The 17,730-nt window shown below is 63.9% G+C and carries 17 protein-coding genes and 1 tRNA gene; 8 read left to right on the forward strand and 10 right to left on the reverse strand.

Translation table 11 applies throughout. From position 1 onward, the window contains the following. Positions 1-171: 171 nt before the first annotated feature. Entirely contained in the window at positions 172-1,137 is a 966-nt protein-coding gene (locus A7X65_RS30815) for a TAXI family TRAP transporter solute-binding subunit (protein ID WP_063692359.1), read from the reverse strand. Positions 1,138-1,243: 106 nt separating this feature from the next. Between A7X65_RS30815 and A7X65_RS30820 the strand changes: the two genes are divergently transcribed. From A7X65_RS30820 to A7X65_RS30830, 3 genes are all read left to right on the forward strand, one after another. After that, positions 1,244-2,218, forward strand: coding sequence for a Bug family tripartite tricarboxylate transporter substrate binding protein (locus A7X65_RS30820; protein ID WP_063692361.1), 975 nt, complete (start codon positions 1,244-1,246; stop codon positions 2,216-2,218). A gap of 327 nt (positions 2,219-2,545) precedes the next feature. Then, positions 2,546-2,621 (forward strand) — tRNA-Ile (locus A7X65_RS30825). 172 nt (positions 2,622-2,793) lie between these two features. Further along, positions 2,794-4,164 carry a heterodisulfide reductase-related iron-sulfur binding cluster gene (locus A7X65_RS30830; RefSeq protein WP_063692362.1) on the forward strand — a complete coding sequence of 457 codons (1,371 nt, stop codon included), beginning with the start codon at positions 2,794-2,796 and terminating at the stop codon, positions 4,162-4,164. Between the two features lie 225 nt (positions 4,165-4,389). Here the strand turns inward: A7X65_RS30830 and A7X65_RS30835 are convergent, their stop codons facing one another. The 3 genes from A7X65_RS30835 to A7X65_RS30840 form a co-directional block, all read right to left on the reverse strand. Continuing rightward, the gene (locus A7X65_RS30835) at positions 4,390-4,674 is read right to left on the reverse strand and encodes a hypothetical protein (RefSeq protein WP_063692364.1); all 285 of its coding nucleotides are present in this window, start codon (positions 4,672-4,674) and stop codon (positions 4,390-4,392) included. 143 nt (positions 4,675-4,817) lie between these two features. Next, positions 4,818-5,048, reverse strand: a complete 231-nt coding sequence (locus tag A7X65_RS42155) for a hypothetical protein (RefSeq protein ID WP_145668946.1) — start codon at positions 5,046-5,048, stop codon at positions 4,818-4,820. A gap of 594 nt (positions 5,049-5,642) precedes the next feature. Then, positions 5,643-5,891 carry a hypothetical protein gene (locus A7X65_RS30840; RefSeq protein WP_063692366.1) on the reverse strand — a complete coding sequence of 83 codons (249 nt, stop codon included), beginning with the start codon at positions 5,889-5,891 and terminating at the stop codon, positions 5,643-5,645. Between the two features lie 327 nt (positions 5,892-6,218). Here A7X65_RS30840 and A7X65_RS30845 point away from each other — a divergent pair, with 327 nt between their 5' ends. The 3 genes from A7X65_RS30845 to A7X65_RS30850 all read left to right on the forward strand — a co-directional run bounded on the left by A7X65_RS30845 (position 6,219) and on the right by A7X65_RS30850 (position 10,140). After that, positions 6,219-7,868 carry an amidohydrolase gene (locus tag A7X65_RS30845; protein ID WP_063692368.1) on the forward strand — a complete coding sequence of 550 codons (1,650 nt, stop codon included), beginning with the start codon at positions 6,219-6,221 and terminating at the stop codon, positions 7,866-7,868. Between the two features lie 206 nt (positions 7,869-8,074). Next, positions 8,075-9,730 carry a lipase family protein gene (locus A7X65_RS42160; RefSeq protein ID WP_156528237.1) on the forward strand — a complete coding sequence of 552 codons (1,656 nt, stop codon included), beginning with the start codon at positions 8,075-8,077 and terminating at the stop codon, positions 9,728-9,730. A 176-nt stretch (positions 9,731-9,906) separates the two neighbouring features. After that, the gene (locus A7X65_RS30850) at positions 9,907-10,140 is read left to right on the forward strand and encodes a hypothetical protein (protein WP_145668969.1); all 234 of its coding nucleotides are present in this window, start codon (positions 9,907-9,909) and stop codon (positions 10,138-10,140) included. Positions 10,141-10,177: 37 nt separating this feature from the next. Here the strand turns inward: A7X65_RS30850 and A7X65_RS30855 are convergent, their stop codons facing one another. From A7X65_RS30855 to A7X65_RS30865, 3 genes are all read right to left on the reverse strand, one after another. Then, positions 10,178-11,155, reverse strand: coding sequence for an asparaginase domain-containing protein (locus tag A7X65_RS30855; RefSeq protein ID WP_063692372.1), 978 nt, complete (start codon positions 11,153-11,155; stop codon positions 10,178-10,180). Then, positions 11,152-11,940: an aspartate/glutamate racemase family protein gene (locus A7X65_RS30860; RefSeq protein ID WP_082885124.1), complete on the reverse strand. Its 789-nt coding sequence runs from the start codon at positions 11,938-11,940 to the stop codon at positions 11,152-11,154. Before A7X65_RS30860 ends, A7X65_RS30855 begins: the two co-directional genes overlap by 4 nt. A gap of 123 nt (positions 11,941-12,063) precedes the next feature. Further along, on the reverse strand, positions 12,064-12,879 hold the full coding sequence (locus tag A7X65_RS30865) for a helix-turn-helix domain-containing protein (protein WP_063692374.1): 816 nt from the start codon (positions 12,877-12,879) through the stop codon (positions 12,064-12,066). A gap of 138 nt (positions 12,880-13,017) precedes the next feature. On the opposite strand from A7X65_RS30865, the gene A7X65_RS30870 reads away from it, so the two are divergent. Both A7X65_RS30870 and A7X65_RS30875 read left to right on the forward strand, forming a co-directional pair. After that, a complete protein-coding gene (locus A7X65_RS30870) occupies positions 13,018-14,364 on the forward strand; it encodes an MFS transporter (protein ID WP_063692376.1) in 1,347 nt (448 codons plus the stop codon). A 96-nt stretch (positions 14,365-14,460) separates the two neighbouring features. Next, positions 14,461-15,909: a M81 family metallopeptidase gene (locus tag A7X65_RS30875; protein WP_063692636.1), complete on the forward strand. Its 1,449-nt coding sequence runs from the start codon at positions 14,461-14,463 to the stop codon at positions 15,907-15,909. A 30-nt stretch (positions 15,910-15,939) separates the two neighbouring features. Here the strand turns inward: A7X65_RS30875 and A7X65_RS30880 are convergent, their stop codons facing one another. The 3 genes from A7X65_RS30880 to A7X65_RS30890 all read right to left on the reverse strand — a co-directional run bounded on the left by A7X65_RS30880 (position 15,940) and on the right by A7X65_RS30890 (position 17,730). After that, positions 15,940-16,611 (reverse strand): hypothetical protein, encoded by a 672-nt coding sequence (locus A7X65_RS30880; RefSeq protein ID WP_156528238.1) that lies wholly within the window; start codon positions 16,609-16,611, stop codon positions 15,940-15,942. Continuing rightward, positions 16,608-17,405 (reverse strand): adenylate/guanylate cyclase domain-containing protein, encoded by a 798-nt coding sequence (locus tag A7X65_RS30885; RefSeq protein ID WP_063692380.1) that lies wholly within the window; start codon positions 17,403-17,405, stop codon positions 16,608-16,610. Before A7X65_RS30885 ends, A7X65_RS30880 begins: the two co-directional genes overlap by 4 nt. A gap of 112 nt (positions 17,406-17,517) precedes the next feature. After that, positions 17,518-17,730: a hypothetical protein gene (locus tag A7X65_RS30890; RefSeq protein ID WP_063692381.1), complete on the reverse strand. Its 213-nt coding sequence runs from the start codon at positions 17,728-17,730 to the stop codon at positions 17,518-17,520.

Here is a 17,730-nt window from a genome sequence, read left to right on the forward strand (position 1 = left end):
CGCGCTGTCGGTGCCCCCTCTCCCCTTGCGGGAGAGGGTGGCTCGCCGCACAGCGGCGAGACGGGTGAGGGGTATCTATCCTCACGAGCAGTCTCACATGCGGAAACAACCCCTCATCCGGCGCTTCGCGCCACCTTCTCCCACAAGGGGAGAAGGAAGGAAGAGCACTCGCTATTTCACCACCCCGATCTCGCGAAAATACTTCATCACGCCCGGATGGATCAGCTCCGGCCGCGGCGCGGCCGCGACCGTGTTCGCCGCGGTGGTCTCGCAGGCCTGCGCGAGTGTCTTGCAGAACGTCGCTTCCACGCCATGCAGCGTCTTGGCCAGGCGATAGGCGACGTCGTCGGGCAGATCCTCGCGCGTGAGGACGAAGCTCCACGAGCCGAGCGAGGCGATCGGCTCGGACTGCTTGGGGTAGCTGCCGGCCGGAACCGTCAGCGGCTTCAGGAACGCATGCTTGGCGCGGATGCGCGTGATCTCGTCCGCGCTGGGGGCGATGAAGCGCGCGCCTGATGCGCTCGAGGCCACTGCTGCAAAGCCGGGCCAGCCGATGCCGGCGCCCCACAGCGCTGCGACGCGGCCGTCCTCGACCATCGCGGGACCGTCGCCGGCGCGGTCGAGATAGATCGCCTTGAAATCCTCGTCCTGCTTGAGGCCGAGACCATCGAGCACATAGCGCGCCAGGATCGGCAGGCCCGAGCCCTTGGCGCCGAACGCGACGGGCTGGCCGACGAGATCGGCGATCGTCCTGTAGGGACTGTCCGCGCGCACCACGAACATGCCGGGGTTGGAATAGATCGCCGTGAGAATCTTCAGCCGCACGGGCCCGCGGCCGATGCCCGCGAAGGCTTCATAGGCGGGCTCGCCCGCTACCAGCGCGAGATCGAGCTCGCCCTTCTCGAGCAGCGGAATGTTCTCGTTGCTGCCTTTGGTATTGCGCGGCGCGATGGTCGCGGCCGGATCGGCCGCGTTCATCACCTCCGCGAAGGCGTTGCCATAGAGCGGGAAGCCGCCGCCGGGCGTCGCGGTGCCGAGGCTGAGTGTCGTGGTCGAAATGGCCTTGCCTCCGGTTTGAGCAGCGGCAGGGCTGGAAATCAGCACTGCTGCGAAAAGGATCGTGGATGCGAATCTCATGGTCGTTCCCGGCGAGCCTGCGTCAACACCGACTTGCGACGATGTAGGCAGAAGCGCGTTTTTGTGAAAGCATGCCCCCAACGACAATAGAACAATGGGAGGCGTCATGTTGCGAATTTTGCGTAACGGTGTTTTTGGGCTTGCAGTTGTCTTAGGTCTTTTCAGCGCCTCCCCTCCCGCCTCCGCCGCCTATCCCGACCGCCCCGTGCACTGGATGATCGGCTTTGCCGCCGGCGGCCCGGTCGACATCGTGGCGCGGATCATGGCGCAGGCGCTCTCCGATCGCCTCGGCCAGCAGTTCATCGTCGAGAACAAGGCCGGCTCCGGCGGCAACATCGCGGCCGCGGCCGCGATCAACGCAGCCCCCGACGGCTACACGCTGCTGTTCGTCGCGCCCAACAACGCGATCTCGACCTCGCTCTACAAGAAGCTGCCGTTCGACTTTTTGCGCGACACCGCCCCGGTGGCGAGCATCATGCAGCTCACCAACATGCTGGTCGTCTCCAACGCATTTCCGGCGAAGACGGTCCAGGAGTTCATCGACTATTGCAAGGCCAACCCGGGCAAGATCTCCTATGCCTCGTCCGGCAACGGCACCTCGGTGCACATGTCGGCCGAGCTGTTCAAGGCGATGACCAAGTGCGACATGATCCACGTGCCCTACCGGGGCTCAGCGATCGCCTTCCCCGACATCATCTCCAACAAGGTGCAGCTGATCTTCGACAATTTGCCCTCCGCGCTCGAGCAGTCGCGCGGCGGCAATGTCCGTGCGCTGGGCGTGACCTCGCCGAAGCGCTGGCCGACCGTGCCCGACGTGCCCGCGATCGCCGAGACCGTGCCCGGCTTCGAATCGGTCGGCTTCTACGGCATCTCCGCGCCGAAGGGCACGCCGCCGGAGGTGATCGAGATCCTCAACAAGGCCGTCGGCGAAGCGCTGAAGGACCCGAAGGTGATCGCGCGGCTGACCGAGAACGGCGGCATCCCCAGGCCAATGACGCCCGCCGAGTTCGGCAAGCTGGTCGCGGACGAAACCGAGAAGTGGAAGAAGGTCGTGGAGTTCGCGGGGGTGTCGGTCGACTAGGACCGGCTCGCCGGCAAAAGGTTTGAGGGGGCCGAAAGGCCCTCTCAAACAAAAAGTTTCGAAAACAACCCCATGCACAGTAGCCGAGGCCAGCAATTACAAGGGGTTACGGAAACGGCGCGATTTGCCCGGCGGAAACCGGTTTGCGCCGTCGGGCAAAACAGGATTATAAGAGCACAATCGCAGATTTCGGGTATTCAAAAATCGTCCGCGGTGCTGCGCCGGGCTTCCGTCCCGCCGGAGCCAGCATTGCACCCCCGCCTCCATCCCTGTAAACGAACCGCGCACCGTCACCGGCCGCGCGTTCCCGCGGGCCGTCCCGCGGCGGGGCCTGTAGCTCAATGGTTAGAGCCGGCCGCTCATAACGGTCTGGTTGCAGGTTCGAGTCCTGCCGGGCCCACCACGCTTCGCCCTGCGGGCTACGCGTGGCGCAGCCGCGCCGAGAACGAAGGGCGGAGCGTGGCCGAACCGTCACTCGTGCACAAGAAGGCCGCGAACGGTATACGCGCTGCTATTTGTGGATTAAGTTCCAAAGTTGTTATGGATCTGTCAGCAGTCCAGGACCGGAGCTGGTCATGCCGCCGACGAACGAGGTCCCATTCGAGACAGCTCTGGGCGAACATGTCGAAGACATGCTCAACGCCTGCACGCGCTGCGGGAAGTGCGTCGAGGTTTGTCCGAGTGTTGAACCGGCCGGCATCTCGGATGCAAAGTCCGAAGACATCATCAGCGGCATCCTCGAACTGGTACGTACCGGCAAAGGCCCGGAAGCATCGCGCAAATGGGCGCAGTCCTGCATGCAGAGCGGGGCATGCATCAGCGCGTGCGACTACGGCGTCAATCCACGCTTCTTGCTTTCCATGGCGCGGCTTGGCATCGCGAAGTCGGACAATGAGCTTGCCGAACGACGTCGACAGGGCGTGGAAAGGTACCGCGACGGCAGTCGCGGAGTGACTGTGCTTTCGCACCTGCAGCTCGATACGGAAGTGCTCGAACGACTGGGTCAAAGATCGGCGTCGGTTTCCGCGCCCGTCAAGGCGCCGGACTTCGTGTTTTACACCGGCTGCAATGTGCTCAAGACCCCGCACATTGCCCTGCTTGCCCTCGATATCATGGATGCGCTCGGCGTCAGTTACCAGGTCATGGGCGGACCAAGCCATTGTTGCGGCATTGCGCAACTCAGGTCTGGCGACCCCGAGATGGCCGGTCGCATGGGCTCGAACACCATGGAAAAGCTGTCGCACTCGAACTCGGGTCAGGTGATCTCCTGGTGTCCGACGTGCTACGTCCAGTACTCGGAAACCATCCTGCCGACGGTGGAGCGACAGCGTGGCTCCCGCCCGTTCGAGATGAACCCGTTCATGCGCTTTCTTGGTGACCGGCTGGCGCAGCTACAGCCGCACCTTCAGCGCAGGGTCGAAATGCGGGTCGCGCTGCACAAACATCCCGGCGTGGCCGGCGTCGTGGAAGCCGCCGCTGAAATTCTGAAGATCGTCCCAGGTATCGAACTCGTCGATCTGAACCAACCGGCGGTAGGTTTGCAGAGCGTGAACGTTGGCGTACTTCCAAAGTACAAGCGCGAATTGCAGCTTGCGGAACTTGAGGCGGCGCGCGATGCAGGTGTCGATGCACTGGTTGCGGTATATCATTCCGATCATCGCGAACTCTGCGCGCACGAGCGCGACTGGCCATTCCGTATCATGAATATCCTTGAAGTGGTTGGCGAAAGCATGGGTCTGCATCGGCACGATCGCTACAAGGAACTCAAGATCATGCAAGACGCCGACCAGATCGTCGCCGACTGTAGCGAGCTGATCGCAAAGCACTCGCTCGATCCAAGCCATGCGCGTGACGTGGTGCTCAAGGTGCTGCTTGGCGATCAGCCGCTCCCCCTGAAGAGCGGCACGCTTCCAGAGCAGGGCGCGGGGGTCGTGGCGCCGTCATAACAGCTTGACGTGGCCTATTGCCCATAGCGGCGGTTTCGCAATGTCCGCAGTCTTTCCTCTCACGGGGGTCAAGCGGACATCGCGAAAAAATTCTCCGCGAGCAAGACGACGGTGATAGCGGCCTTACTTGCTCTGCTGCTTGGCGTAGCTGGAGCCGAGCGGAAGCGAAGACGGACCGGTAGCCATGCAGAAGCCCGTTATCGGGGGCCGAGGCAAGCGAAGGCCCTATTGCAGCTTTTCGACCTTTGCCGGCAGGTCGGGATACCGGCCAATCCTGTAGGTCGCGTTCTTGCACGTCAGAACCCAGACATCGTAATCCGGCTTCGACAGCTTGGCGTCGCGCGTTGCCTTCTGCGGCTGGTCGCAATCGAAGCCCTGACTGCGGATTTGAGCTGCGAGCGTAGTCGTCGCGGTTTGCGCTTTGGCAACATGTCCGAAAGGCTCGCCGCTCGACAGCACGGCGAGGAGAAGAATGGCCAGGAGCGGAAGAGTTTTCTTTGTGCGTTCCATGCTTGCCCTCCTTGGGGGTGCGATCACCGTTCGCCCGGCCACCATGTTTAGCCGGATCGCTCGCCGAACCTCTATGCTCGTCCTGCGTTGGGAGTCTTTCGAAAATCCCTTTCGCAGTTTTCTGATCTCAGGTCCTCCGCATCTCAGCATATCCGGGCATTGTCGCCCTCGTCGCAAATATGGCCGGGCCACCCGCGGACCGATGGACCGAACCATATTGGAATGCCGCCCCAGATCATCCAGCGGCCACCCGGTTCAGCCGGAAGCCTCATAGGCGACACGCGGATTTTGACGCGTGGCTCACGCGCCACGGCGGACGACGTGAGCGCGGCGATCGCGATCAGTCCAATCGACAGGAGCTTGATTGCAGTCATTGAACTTGCCTTTTAGCCCTCGATCGGGCTGCAACCTTAACCCGTTTCTGCAGCCTCGTGCAGGCGGACCTTTGCCGCCTCGCACGATCATGGGCGTTCCGACCTGAAATATTCGCCAGCACAGCCCTTCGCAAAGCTATCTGAGCAGATCGCCCCATGTATGGTAGTCTGACTTACCTGCGAGGTTCACCATGAGGAAGACGTTATCGGCTCTCGCTGCCGCCGCGACTTTGGCCGTTTTGGCAGGCTCGCCGGCGTATCCGCGCGATGATTACGGACCCGGCGGCAATCCGTATCCGCGCACTTATCCCGGACCGCCGCGCGGCGCTCCGTACTGGTCGGGCTATGTCGATGCCCCCGTTGGCGAGGCGATGCCTCCGTGCCACTGGAATACCCAGCGCTTCTGGGATGGGCAGGGCTGGCGGGAGCGCCGCGTGCGAACCTGCGGCAGCGATCCGGCTTGGCCTTCCAGGCCTTAGAAGCTGAGGACGGCTCGTGCCGTGTAAGGCTGGCTCCCTTGCGGCCGGCTTGAGCTGCACGAGAGTGGAACTTGCGTGCGATTGCTGAGCCAAGGCGAGGATCGCCATGCTCGTATCAGCGGTGCCGCAGACCGCCATGCACATTCGGAGAGTGGGCCGTGATCAGATTTTTGTGCTTGCGGGCGGTCGCTTCGGCCTCGCGCGCAAGTCGTTCAGCCTTCAGCCTCTCGCGGTTCGCATGAAACGCCGCCTGGGTGCGTTCATACTCGGACATCACCACTTGGGCACCGGTTTCCTTGAAAAGCCTTTGCGCCTCACGCTGCGCGGCAGTGGGCGGCTTCCATCCGTAATTTTGGGCGGTCATTCCCTCCTCCTTCGGTGATAGCCGTAAGGGCTTGTCGGGTCCGACCGTCAAAGTCTCTTCCTGTTTTTCAGTTACCGCAATCGAATATTGGCCAGTCGTTCCTGCGCCGGCCGCAGATCCGCCCGGCTGGCTCACAGCCTGTAGGCAGGCTCGAAAATCAATGACTGGGGCAATGACCGGATTTTCCGGTGGACTCGCTGATTTTACATGATCAAGATCACGACACGCCCCCGTTGCGATGCGCGATGTCCGCAAGCGCGTCCAGCGGCGGATGTGCGGCGCTGCTCCTGCCTCTCTGCCCCTGCCTCTCTCATTCCGGGACTGAACATGCGCAAGCTTCTGGCGATCTTGGTGATCTCGTGCTGGGCGACCTCGGCTCACGCACAAAAGGCCGACCTCGTTGTCACGAACGCGAAAATCGTGACGCTGGATCCCGCATCGACGATCGCGCAGGCACTCGCAGTCCGCGAAGGCAAGATCGTTGCCGTCGGCGGCAACGATGCCGTGGAAGGGCTGATCGGGCCTGCGACGCGCCGCGTCGACGCAGGCGGGCGCACCATCATTCCCGGATTGATCGATTCCCATATTCACGCCGTGCGCGCCGGCCTCACCTACGCGACCGAGGTCAACTGGATCGGCGCAAAGACGATTGGCGAGGCGATGGAACGCTTGCGCCAGGCGGCAAAAGCGCGCCCGGCGTCCTGGATCATCGTGGCCGGCGGCTGGAGCGAATTGCAGTTTGCGGAGAAGCGGCGGCCAACCCTGACTGAGGTGATCTCGGCCGTTCCCGACAATCCGGCTTACATCCAGCTGTTCTATTCGGCGCTGCTGATGACGCCGAAAGCGCAGCAAGCTCTCGGCATTTCCGCGGATCAGTTGCCGGCCGGCATCACGGCCGAGCGCGCCGCATCGGGCGAAACCACGGGCTGGTTCAACGGCTCCATTGTCAGCATCTCCGCGCTGTTCGATCGCCTGCCGAGGCCGAATTTCGAGGAGAATGTCGCGGGCACAAGGCAGTTCTTCACCGAGCTCAATCGCCTCGGAATTACCGGGATCGTGGATCCCGGCGGCTTCAGCATCTATCCCGGCCATTACGCCGCCCTGCAAAAGCTCTGGCGCGAGAAATCGCTTTCGGTGCGGGTCGCCTATAGCCTCTTCGCCCAGAATGTCGGCGCGGAATTCGAGGAGTACAAGACCCTCACGCCGTTCCTGCCGATGGGATTCGGCGACGACATGCTGCGCTTCAACGGCATCGGCGAGCGGATCACCGGCGCCATGTACAACAACAACGCGCCGGACGCGGCCGCCAAGGACAAATTCCTCGAGATCGTTCGCTGGGCGGCCAAGCAAGGGCTTACGGTCACCATCCACTGGCAGGAAGACAAATCCGTCCATCAGCTCCTCGACCTCTATGAACAGGTCAACAAGGAGACGCCGATCGCGCCGCTGCGCTGGTCCATCGCCCATCTCGACAATACCTCGCCCGAAACGCTGGCCCGGATGAAGGCCCTCGGTATCGGCTGGACCATGCAGGACGCCATGTATCTCGGCGGCGACCGTATCGTGGCGCAGGCCGGCGAAGCCGCGCGCAGCATGCCGCCGATCGTCACGGCGTTGCGCGCGGGCGTCCATGTCGGGGCCGGCACGGATGCCCACCGGGTCGCATCCTACAATCCGTTCGTCGCGCTGCAATGGATGCTCGACGGCAAGACCGTCGGCGGACTACCGACGCGCGGCCCGGACGAGACACCCAGCCGCGAAGACGCCTTGCGGCTCTATACCGTGGGAAGCGCCTGGTTCTGCTTCGACGAGACGCGGCGCGGCACGTTGGAGACCGGCAAGCTCGCCGACTTCGCGATCCTCGACCGGGATTTCATGTCCGTCCCCGTCGAGCAAATCGGCGGCACGGCGTCGCTGCTGACGGTCGTGGGCGGCAAGGCCGTCTACGCGGCGGATGCTTTCTCGAGCGCAAAGTAGGAGTTGGCGGGCCGCCGATCGTTCATGACGGTCTGGTTGCAGGTTCGAGTCCTGCCAGGCCTACCTTCGGACCAAGAGGTTGAGGGGCTTGCTCTCGCTTGGCTCCCTCCTCAGCCAACGAGTTGGAGTACGGGTTTACTTGAGATTGCGCGAAGCGTGCATTACCATTCGGACAATCCAACTCGCCTTGGCACAGGGGCGTTACCATGGAAACGCCGCCCTCAAGAGAGACAGTGATCATCGTCCATGGGACGTGGGCCGCGCCTGTTTCCAGCAAATTGCACTGGTATCAGTCGGGCTCCAGCGATGGCTGCTTCGTCTCAAAACTGGATAAGGCACTACAAGCTAGAGGTTCGATTGCGCGCTGTTGGGCGCACTGCGACGAAGGCACGAGAGCTTTCCATTGGTCTGGCGAGAATAGTTGGGTGGCTCGCACTAAGGGCGCGGATGCGCTAGGCGACTACGTTCATGAGCTGCAGAAGGCAGGCTGGCTTTGTCATGTCGTGGCGCACAGCCATGGAGGCAATGTTCTAATCGAGGCCCTTCCGAAAATAGATGCGACGGAGGATGGCGAGGCGCCAACCGGCCGGCTTGTCACTCTTGGAACTCCGTTCATGGACGTGACGTCTCCCGTCCTCGAAAACGATCAAGTTCGTCGAGAGATACTTCTCGGCCTTGGTATCATGTTGATCGCGATGCAGGGGTACGGAGTGTGGGCAAAATGGGCGCTGGTTTCTGAACACCCCGTCATCGTCATCGCTCCCACTGCAGTAATTTTGGCGGGTGTCTTGCTTCGCTGGCGAAAACGCGTCCTGCGCGATTCCTGGTCAACATACTTCAGAAAGTACTGGACGCGAGTTCTTAGCGACGTCGTGCTATGGACCGGTGCTGCATTAATTCTTCAAGCCACGCTTTTTACTCCGTGGTACCCCGACAGGGAGATTTGGTCCATTAGCGGTGGAGTGGTCCTACTTGCATTAATGTTCAGGTGGCGCTGGAACAGAAAGCGTAACTCAAGCGTGTCATCTGCGAGCGCCACCCATACAACCTCTAGCGCTAAGCCCCAAATGCTAGCTCTGAGCAGTCGCATAGACGAAGCGTGGCAGGTTCTCCATCATTTGAGAGTCACCAAAAACCCCTTAGCGGCCAAAGATGGGCTTCTTCGATATTTGATCTCTTCGCTCACATCTAGCTACATTCAACGAGCCGCAGCGGATCGACTGAACTACAGTCCACTTGGAAGGATCAGTGTTGGCCCGGCAATCGGGGCAGCGGCCGTCCATCTCTGGCTCGTTTTGACATGCTATATGTTATGGTCTCACCGCAATGAATTGAACGGCAATAGCGAGTGGCATCCATTCCTCTCGATGCTTTCCACGTTTCTGGTGCTTTCAATCACATCCAGTCTTCTTTTTGGAGACCGGTTTATTGCCGCTTATCTTTTTCCATTTCGTTGGATTAGTCGGACTACCGGCGCAATAGCAAATACGGTTGTCGCGGTTGGGACTTACGCTGTGCGCCGTGCGGCATGGCAGCTCATACTCAGGATCGCAATGGGCTTAGAGGGCTATCAGTTTCCACTCCCCGCCGTTGAGCAATGTCCACGGCGCCTTGGCGATATAGTCAAGTACGAAGACATTTCTCCCGTCGCACAAGCAATTGCACTCAACGATCGAAGTGCGTGGGTCGCCAGACATCTTCTAAGCGTGTCTGAAACTTTCGCAAAAGTGACTGTCACCGGCGTTGACGTGCAAGCGCTCTTACGGACCATTGAAGCCGATCAGACGTTGGTGCACGCCGCATACTACACCCATGACGAATGCATCGAGCGAATAGCGGATTGGATTGCGCTCGGTAGATAGCGCCCCCTCCCAGGCCGAAGGACGAAGCGCGTCCGGCGTAGCTGGAGCGGAGCCGAAGCGAACACGGACCGTTGCCAAGGCCCACGTTCTTTCCCGGTGCCGGCGCCCCGGCAAGAACCAAATCACCCGTCCCGCGTTATCTCCCCGCTACGGAGCCGTTTCGCGGAGGTCTCGTCATGGACGACCAGGATCGGACGACCCTAGTTCTGTCTGCCATCGCCTTGGCCATCGCCATCGTGGCTGCATCCACGATCACGATTGAGCACGTCAACACGCGCACGGCCAGCAACGACACGCCGCCCGGCACGACGGGCCTCGCGCGGCCGCATCCGCCGCTGGATCGCGCGGCCGGTGAACCGATACAGATGACGGGCACGCCGCCCGGCGCGAATATCCGGCAGCGTCCCTGACTGAACAGCGGCCGGGGCAAGCTCGACACGACCGAGGCTAGATCTCGCCGAGGACGCTCACGCCCATCCAGTCCCGGCAGGTAGCGGCCGGCAGCCCCGCGCCCAGGAGGATGCCGAGCTTTGCCAGCGCGACCTCGCGCGTCATGCCGCCTCCGCTCACGACGCCGGCGGTCTTCAGCCGGTGATCCGTCGCATAATGGCCGAAGGCCACTGCGCCCTCAGGACACTGGCTGGTCGCAACCACGACCGTGTTTCGGGAGCGCGCCAGCTCGAGCGCCGCGATGAAGCGCGGGTCCGCGACCGGCGCCGTTCCCGAGCCGTAACATTCGAGCACGCAGCCGGGCACGCCGGCAGCCACCAGCGCCTCGAGCGCCGTCGGCTCGAAGCCCGGATGGAGCGGCAGCACGGCGACGCGCGCCGGTGCGACCAGCTTGCGATAGCTCCAGGGCGGCTGAGCGGGCGCGGGCCCATCGCTCGTCGGCCGCAGGGTTCGCGTGAATGCGTCGGTGGTCCGGGTCCGCCACTTGCTGCAGTGGACAGCCGGGATCTGCCGGCCCGCGAAGTAGACGGTGATCCCCGCCGGCGGGCCGCCTGCCAGGAGGTCCAGCGCGCCCGACAGATTGTCCCAGCCATCGCTTCCGGCGACACCGATCGGATGCATGGCGCCGGTCAGCACGACCGGCACCGGCAAGCCCAGCAGCAGGAACGCAAGCCCGGCCGCCGTATAGGCCATCGTATCGGTGCCATGGAGAACGAGGACGCCGCGGCAATCGGACTCCTCGACCAGCGACACCACCGCGGCCGCAACGCGCACCCAGAACTCGGAGCCGGCATTGGCGCTGTCGATCAGCGGCGCCAGCTCGATGAACGGCCCGACGTCACGCCTTCCGTGCGCGCACAAGGTTTCGCGCAGGCGCGCGGCAAGGCCCGCGGCCGGTGCCAGGCCGGCATCGCCGGCCTGCATCCCGATCGTGCCGCCGGTGACGACGACACCGATCTTGCCGCCCGCCTTCATGCGCCGCCCGGCGTTGCCGCAAGCCCGGTGCAATCGACCAGCGCCTCCGCGACAAGCTGGGTCACGTCGACCAGATGCTTGCTGGTCTCGACGTCGGCGATCAGCGGCAGCTCGGTGCAGGCCAGCAGCACGGTGTCCGAGCGCACCCGATCGAGCAGGCGGACAAACCGTTCGCGCAGATCCGGATGATGCGAGCCGTATTGCTTGACGTCATAGATGAGCTGGTGGAGCGCCATGCGTCCGTCCTCGTCCAGCGGCTCGAAATCGACCACGCTGCGCAAGGACCGGTATGGCGACCACGCGCCGAGCTCGGCGACCGTGCGTGCGCCGAGCAGGCACACCCGCGTGTCGCCGCGTCGCCGGAGATGGGCGGCCAAGACATCCGCGAACGAGATCAGGCGGGCCGTCAGCCCGAGCTCGTTGAGGCGCGGGGCGAACACGTTCAGCGTGTTGCACGCGATGGCATAGGCGGCGACCCGCCCGTCGAGCGCCTCGGCATCGGCCCGCAGCGCGGTCCACACTTCCTGCTCGGTGTGATCGAGCTCCATGGACAGGCCAAGCGCGGGATCGGAGATGATGTCGACCGCCGGCGCATCGGTGTCGTGACGGAATTGCGAACCCATCCGGCGGCGATTTTCCCGCAGCACCTTGGTCCAGAGATCGAGCCCGGCTTCGGGGCCCGAGCCGGTGATGATCCCGATCCGGGGTCTGGCGACATAGCCCGCGAGCGCGACGTTCGAGGCCCCGGAATGAGGATCCGGATTCGGCGAGGTGAACGAGTTCATGATGATGGCACCGTTGAGAACGCAGCCGGTTTTGCCGCGCGCTCCAACGCCGTGCAATTTCGCAACTCGCTCCGCAGTGGCGCGACTTGCCCGGGTCATCTGATGCAAGCTGTCGCTCGCGCTTCAGGGCACGAAGAACAGCCCCTGGTCGAACCTCGTGTCCTGCAGGCGCCGCCTGACATCCGCGTTGATCTGGTCGTCATCGGGGGCGAACAGGCCGAGCTGGCGGTAGCACCTGATGCGGGGGACCTGTGCCCCCAGATACTCCCACACCACGCGCGTGCAGCAGGGCGCGCGCTGATCGGCCGCGCTGACGCCGAGCTTCAATCCGTTGAGGCGGACGATCCGGTTCTTGAAGCTCGGGATCAGGACCGTTTGCGTGATCTCGTTGGAGGTCAGCGATTCGTAGTCGAGCACGAAGATGCGCTCCTGCAGGTAGAACGCCGTGCCGAGATAACGGCACTGCACGTGCTGGGTCGGCGCGCTGGGATCGTGCAATCTTTCGATCCGCTCGCAGACGACATATCCGCCCTCTTCGCGCAGATGCACCAGCGACCGCAGGATGCGCCCGGGCGACGACATGGAATGGTAGTACTCGAAATAGTAGCCCACATATTTCTTCAAGGCGTCCGACGAGCGGCGGTGCAGCTCCTCGACATGCTTGAGCGGCGGCGCGGCCGGGACGACCTGGGTCGACGAGCCCGGCCGCACGCCGATGATCCGGGCGAACTCGTCGTGCGGCCGCACGATCTCGCTCTCGTCGATCCCGAAAAAATCGCAGATGCGCTTGAGATTATGGGCGGTCGGCGCGGTCTGGCCGCTGAGATATTTGTTGAACTGGGCGCGGTTGATCTTGAGCCGGCGACAGACCTCGGCAATGGACCGGTAGTGGTTGCAGAGCAACTTCAGATTGCCAGGAAAGTTCGCATTGGTGTGCATCTGATGCCCCGACCCCGTCTCTTGCCAATTGGCGCATTGGTCGCGTCAGGTTGCACCATTCGTCAACCACTTGCAAAATTGCGCGCGCCAAGGCCCCTGCCCAGTATCGAGCCCTTCCGATCAAGGACAGGGCGCGCCATGACCAAGCAATCTCCAAGTGCCTCCCACGCAACGCATCCCGCGAACGACGCATTGTACAAGAAGGTGGGATGGCGACTGCTTCCCCTGCTCATGGTGTCCTACATGGTCGCCTACATCGACCGTGTCAACATCGGCTATGCCAAGCTGCAGATGATGGAGCTGCCGGCGTTCGACGACGCCGTGTACGGGCTCGGAGCCGGGCTCTTCTTCGTCGGCTACGTCATGTTCGAGGTGCCCAGCAACATGCTGATGCAGAGGATCGGCGCCCGCAAGACGCTGCTGCGCATCATGCTGATCTGGGGCCTCGTCGCGGCCGGCATGATGTTCGTCAAGACACCGATGCAGTTCTACGTCATGCGTTTCCTGCTCGGCGTGTTCGAAGCCGGCTTCCTGCCCGGCGTCGTGCTCTATCTGACCTATTGGTATCCCGAGCCCCGCCGCGGGCAGGTGCTCGCGATCCTCATGGCCGCCGTGGTCGGTGCCGGCGTCTTCGCCGGGCCCGTGTCCGGCGCCATCATGAAATATCTGAACGGCGTCGGCGGCCTGTCGGGCTGGCAATGGCTGTTCCTGACCCAGGGCCTGCCCGCCAGCCTGCTCGGCATCACCGCGTATCTGTGGCTGCAGGATCGCCCCGAGGACGCACACTGGCTGACGGACGAGGAGAAGCAGAGCCTCAAGGCGGAGATCGAATATCACAGGCCGACCACGACGGCGTCGGGCAGCGCGCTCAAGGCGCTGTTCCGCGACTGGCGCGTCTATACGCTGGCGCTGTCCGACTTCCTCCTGATCGCGGCGAACTATGCGCTGGTGTTCTGGATCCCCAGCCTGATCAAGGGCTGGGGCGTCGAGGACCTGCTTCTGGTCGGCGTCTTCGCCGCGACCCCGCAGGCCGTCGGCATTGCCGCGATGATCCTCGTGGGCCGGCATTCCGACCGGACCCGCGAACGCCGCTGGCACTACGCGCTGAGCACCTTCGTCGCGGCGGCGGGACTCGGGATCTGCATTCTCACGCAGGGCAATTTCGTCGGCTCTCTCGCCGGCCTTTGCGTCACCATGCTCGGTCTCGCATCAGCATTGCCGCTGTTCCTGACCGTCGTCACCGAATATCTGGCCAAGCCTGTCGCGGCCACCGGGATCGCTTTCATCAACAGCCTTGCATTGCTGGGAGGCGTGGTGAGCCCGATCATGATGGCGCAGATCAACAGCCGCACCGGCGACGTCGCGATGTCGATGTACTTCGTCGCCGGGCTGTTCGCGCTGGCCGGGGTCGTGATGCTGGTCGCGCTGCGTCCCGCCCCCAGCGGTGCGGCCGAGTTTCAGACCGAAGCAGGCGCGAAAGCGTAGTCCAAAGCACGTCGTTCGCGGGAGTTGGCAGGAGACGGCTGCCAACGCCCCGATCGACCAGTATTCTCGGCCTCCCTCGAATCGCCGGTGATGACCATGCGCATATTCACGGCCCTGTTCGGCACGGAAACGAACACGTTCTCGCCGCTTCCGACCTCGATCGACCAGTTCATGCCCAACGAGCTGCCCGCGAGCGACGGCAAGCCGTTCGAGTACCACCTGTTCGGCATGGTGCTGCGCGCCCTGCGCGAGCGCGCGCAGGTCGAGCCGCTGGACATCGTGCAGGGCCGCGGCGGCTTCGCCGAGCCCAACGGCATGACGACCCGGACGGCCTATGAGACGCTGCGGGACCGCCTGCTGGAGGATCTGCGCGCCGCGATGCCGGTGGACGTCGTTGCGCTCGCCATGCACGGCGCGATGATCGCCGACGGCTACGAGGACGCCGAGGGCGATCTCATCGCCGAGGTCCGCGGGATCGTGGGCCCCGACGTGGTCATCGGCGTGGAGCTCGACCTGCATGGCTTCCTGTCGCGCAAGAAGTACGAGAACGCCGATATCCTGATCTTCTTCAAGGAATATCCTCATCTCGATATCCTCGATCGTGCCAGGGAGCTGGTGGATCTCTGCCTGCGCACGGCGCGCAAGGAGATCAAGCCGGTCATGTCGATCGTGGACTGCGACATGATCGCGCAGTTCATGACGTTGCGCGAGCCGATGCGCTCATTCGTGCTGCGCATGAAGGAGCTCGAAAGCAGCGACGGCGTGCTCTCGATTTCGTGCGTGCATGGATTTGCCTGGGGCGACTGTTCCGAGCTCGGGACCAAGATGCTGGTCATCACGGACGGGCGGAAGAGCCAGGGCGATGCTCTGGCGGCACAGCTCCGCGACGAGCTCTTCGGCATACGCGATCGATGTTTTGCGCAGTATCTGGACATCGAGACGGCGCTCGACGAGGCAACGCGCAGCCCGACCCATCCAATCGTGCTCGCCGATGTCGCCGACAACACCGGTGGAGGGGCGGCCGGCGATTCGACCTTCGTCCTCGCCGCGATGCTGAAGCGCGGCATCACGGAGGCCTGTATCGGACCGTTCTACGATCCGCTGGCGCTCGCGATCTGCTATTCGGCGGGAGCCGGCGCCCGCCTTCCCTTGCGCATCGGCGGCAAGCATTCGCCGGCATCGGGCCAGCCGCTGGACGTCGAGGCCCGCGTGCTGAACTGCGCGGCGGCGCCGGACATGCTGAACTGCTTCGGCTCCGGATTGAACACGCCGATGGGACGGGCGGTCCGGATCGACATCGCCGGAATCGAGATCGTGCTGGTCGAAAAGCGCATCCAGGCGCTCGGGGACCTCTTCACCCCGATGGGCCTCGACTGGAGATCCCGCAAGATCGTCGTGGTGAAATCGGCGAACCATTTCTATACCGCCTATGCGCCATCCGCAGCCAAGGTGCTGTTCGTGGACTCGCCCGGCGGCGCCAGCATGAACTGGAAAGAGTTGGGATATCGGCATCGGCCGCGCAACCTCTGGCCGATCGACAATTGAGGCAGAGCGCGGCGGCCGGCTTGCATTCGCTCAATAGAGCCCCGAATAGACCTCCTCCGTCGCAACGCGCCTCCAGCGCCGGCCGCGCTTCTTGTAGACATGCGCGGCGCCGAACATTTCTCCCGATGTGCGCACCGTGGAGCCGTCGGCATCGCGCTGCCAGGTGCCGGCATCGTGCTCGACGATGACGATCGCGGTTCGCCCGGCCGCGTCGAGCGCGGGCCAGGTGTAGGCAAGGCTGATTTGTGTGGTTCGCTCTCCCGGCCGCAATGCGGCGACCGCCGCGTCCCGGCGCACGCGGCTTTCGTCCTTGCTGCAGAATAGCGCGGGGCGCGTGCCGCGCGGATCGAGCACCGCGCGTGGCGATGCCGGCGGCGGCGCGGCGGAGGCACCCTTGGGCCGGCCGAGATATTTTCGCGCGAGGTCGGCGGGTATCGCGTAGTCCATCCATGCCTCGCCGTCGATCCGGCACGGACCGAGCGTCTTTTCGCCGGCGAGTTCGAGGGCCGCGATCGCGCGCGCATCGGCGAGGTGCGCCCGGCTGCTTGCGGCTTCCGCAGGGGCGATCGCGGTCAAGATGATCAGCGCGGCGGACGGGATGAGCGTCCGCACGGAGTGCATGAAATGCGGCGTCAATGTCGCAGCAAGAACGGCCCCGGCACCCGGCGAGCTGCGGCCGGCATCGGATGCCGAGCCCCTCACCCCTCCACCCGGTAGAGCCTCCACCGCTCCGGCACGCCCTTGAGCCGGTGCATGCCGTGATCTTTCAGGCCGATGGCAGGCTGCGCCTTCATCAGCTCCTTGACCGCGCTCGACACCAGGACCTCGCCGCCGCGCGCCTTGGCGGCGACGCGGGTGCAGATGTGGAAGGCGAGTCCGACCATCTCGCCGCCGCTGAGCGTGTATTCGCCGGCATGCAGGCCGACGCGGATTTCGAGGCCGAGCGTGCGCACGGCCTTCTGGATCGCGGTGGCGCAAGTGATGCCGGCAGCGGGCGCCCGGAAGGTCGCGAGCACGCCGTCGCCGGTGGTCACGACCTCCTTGCCGCGTGAGCTCTTCAGCTCCTTGCGGACGGCCGCGTAATAGTGGCCCATCACCTTGGTCCAGCGGGCGTCGCCGAGCTTGGCGGCCTTTGCGGTGGAACCGACGATGTCGACGATCAGGATGGTGGCGAGCGCCTGTTTGGGCTCGGCGCCATTGCTGGCGCTCCGGCGCCGGTTCGCGATGGCCCCGGTCAGCGGTTCATAGCGGTGGTTGCGTCGCTTCGCGATGGCGGCCTTGGCATAGTCCTGGGCGCGCTGCGCGGTGCGGCAGCGGATGGTCTTCTCCTGCGGCAGGCGCGTCCAGTAGACCTTGCGCCCCTTGCCGGCGCCTTCCACCTCGACCGCGCCCCATTTCAGGAAGATCGTCGAGCCGGTGCGCCTGACGCACCACGCCTTCGACGTGTACCCGGAGACGTTCGACTGATGGACTCCGATACGAAGATACTTTGGCATGAACGTGCGGCCGATCGCAGGAACGTTTTGGGCGGACCCGGGGCCAAAACGTAATCGGACATTCCTGCGTTGGCAACGGTGGTTCGCGAATCGCGGCCGTGTTCTCCGCGCCTCAAGCGCCCCTGCCGTCCACCCGACTGCCGATCGTGCAGCGCCATGCAGCCAGACGTTCGCCCGGATGCTGCGCCATCCATTCGGCGAGCTGCGGCGCACCCATCAGGCAGGACTGCATCGTCACGTCCGCAAAGTCCGAGGTCGTGACGATCTGCTCGTGGCAGTCCGTCGGAGAGGCGAGACGGCAGAGCACGGCGATGATCCTGATCAT

Source organism: Bradyrhizobium stylosanthis (assembly GCF_001641335.1).
Classification (GTDB): Bacteria; Pseudomonadota; Alphaproteobacteria; order Rhizobiales; family Xanthobacteraceae; genus Bradyrhizobium; species Bradyrhizobium stylosanthis.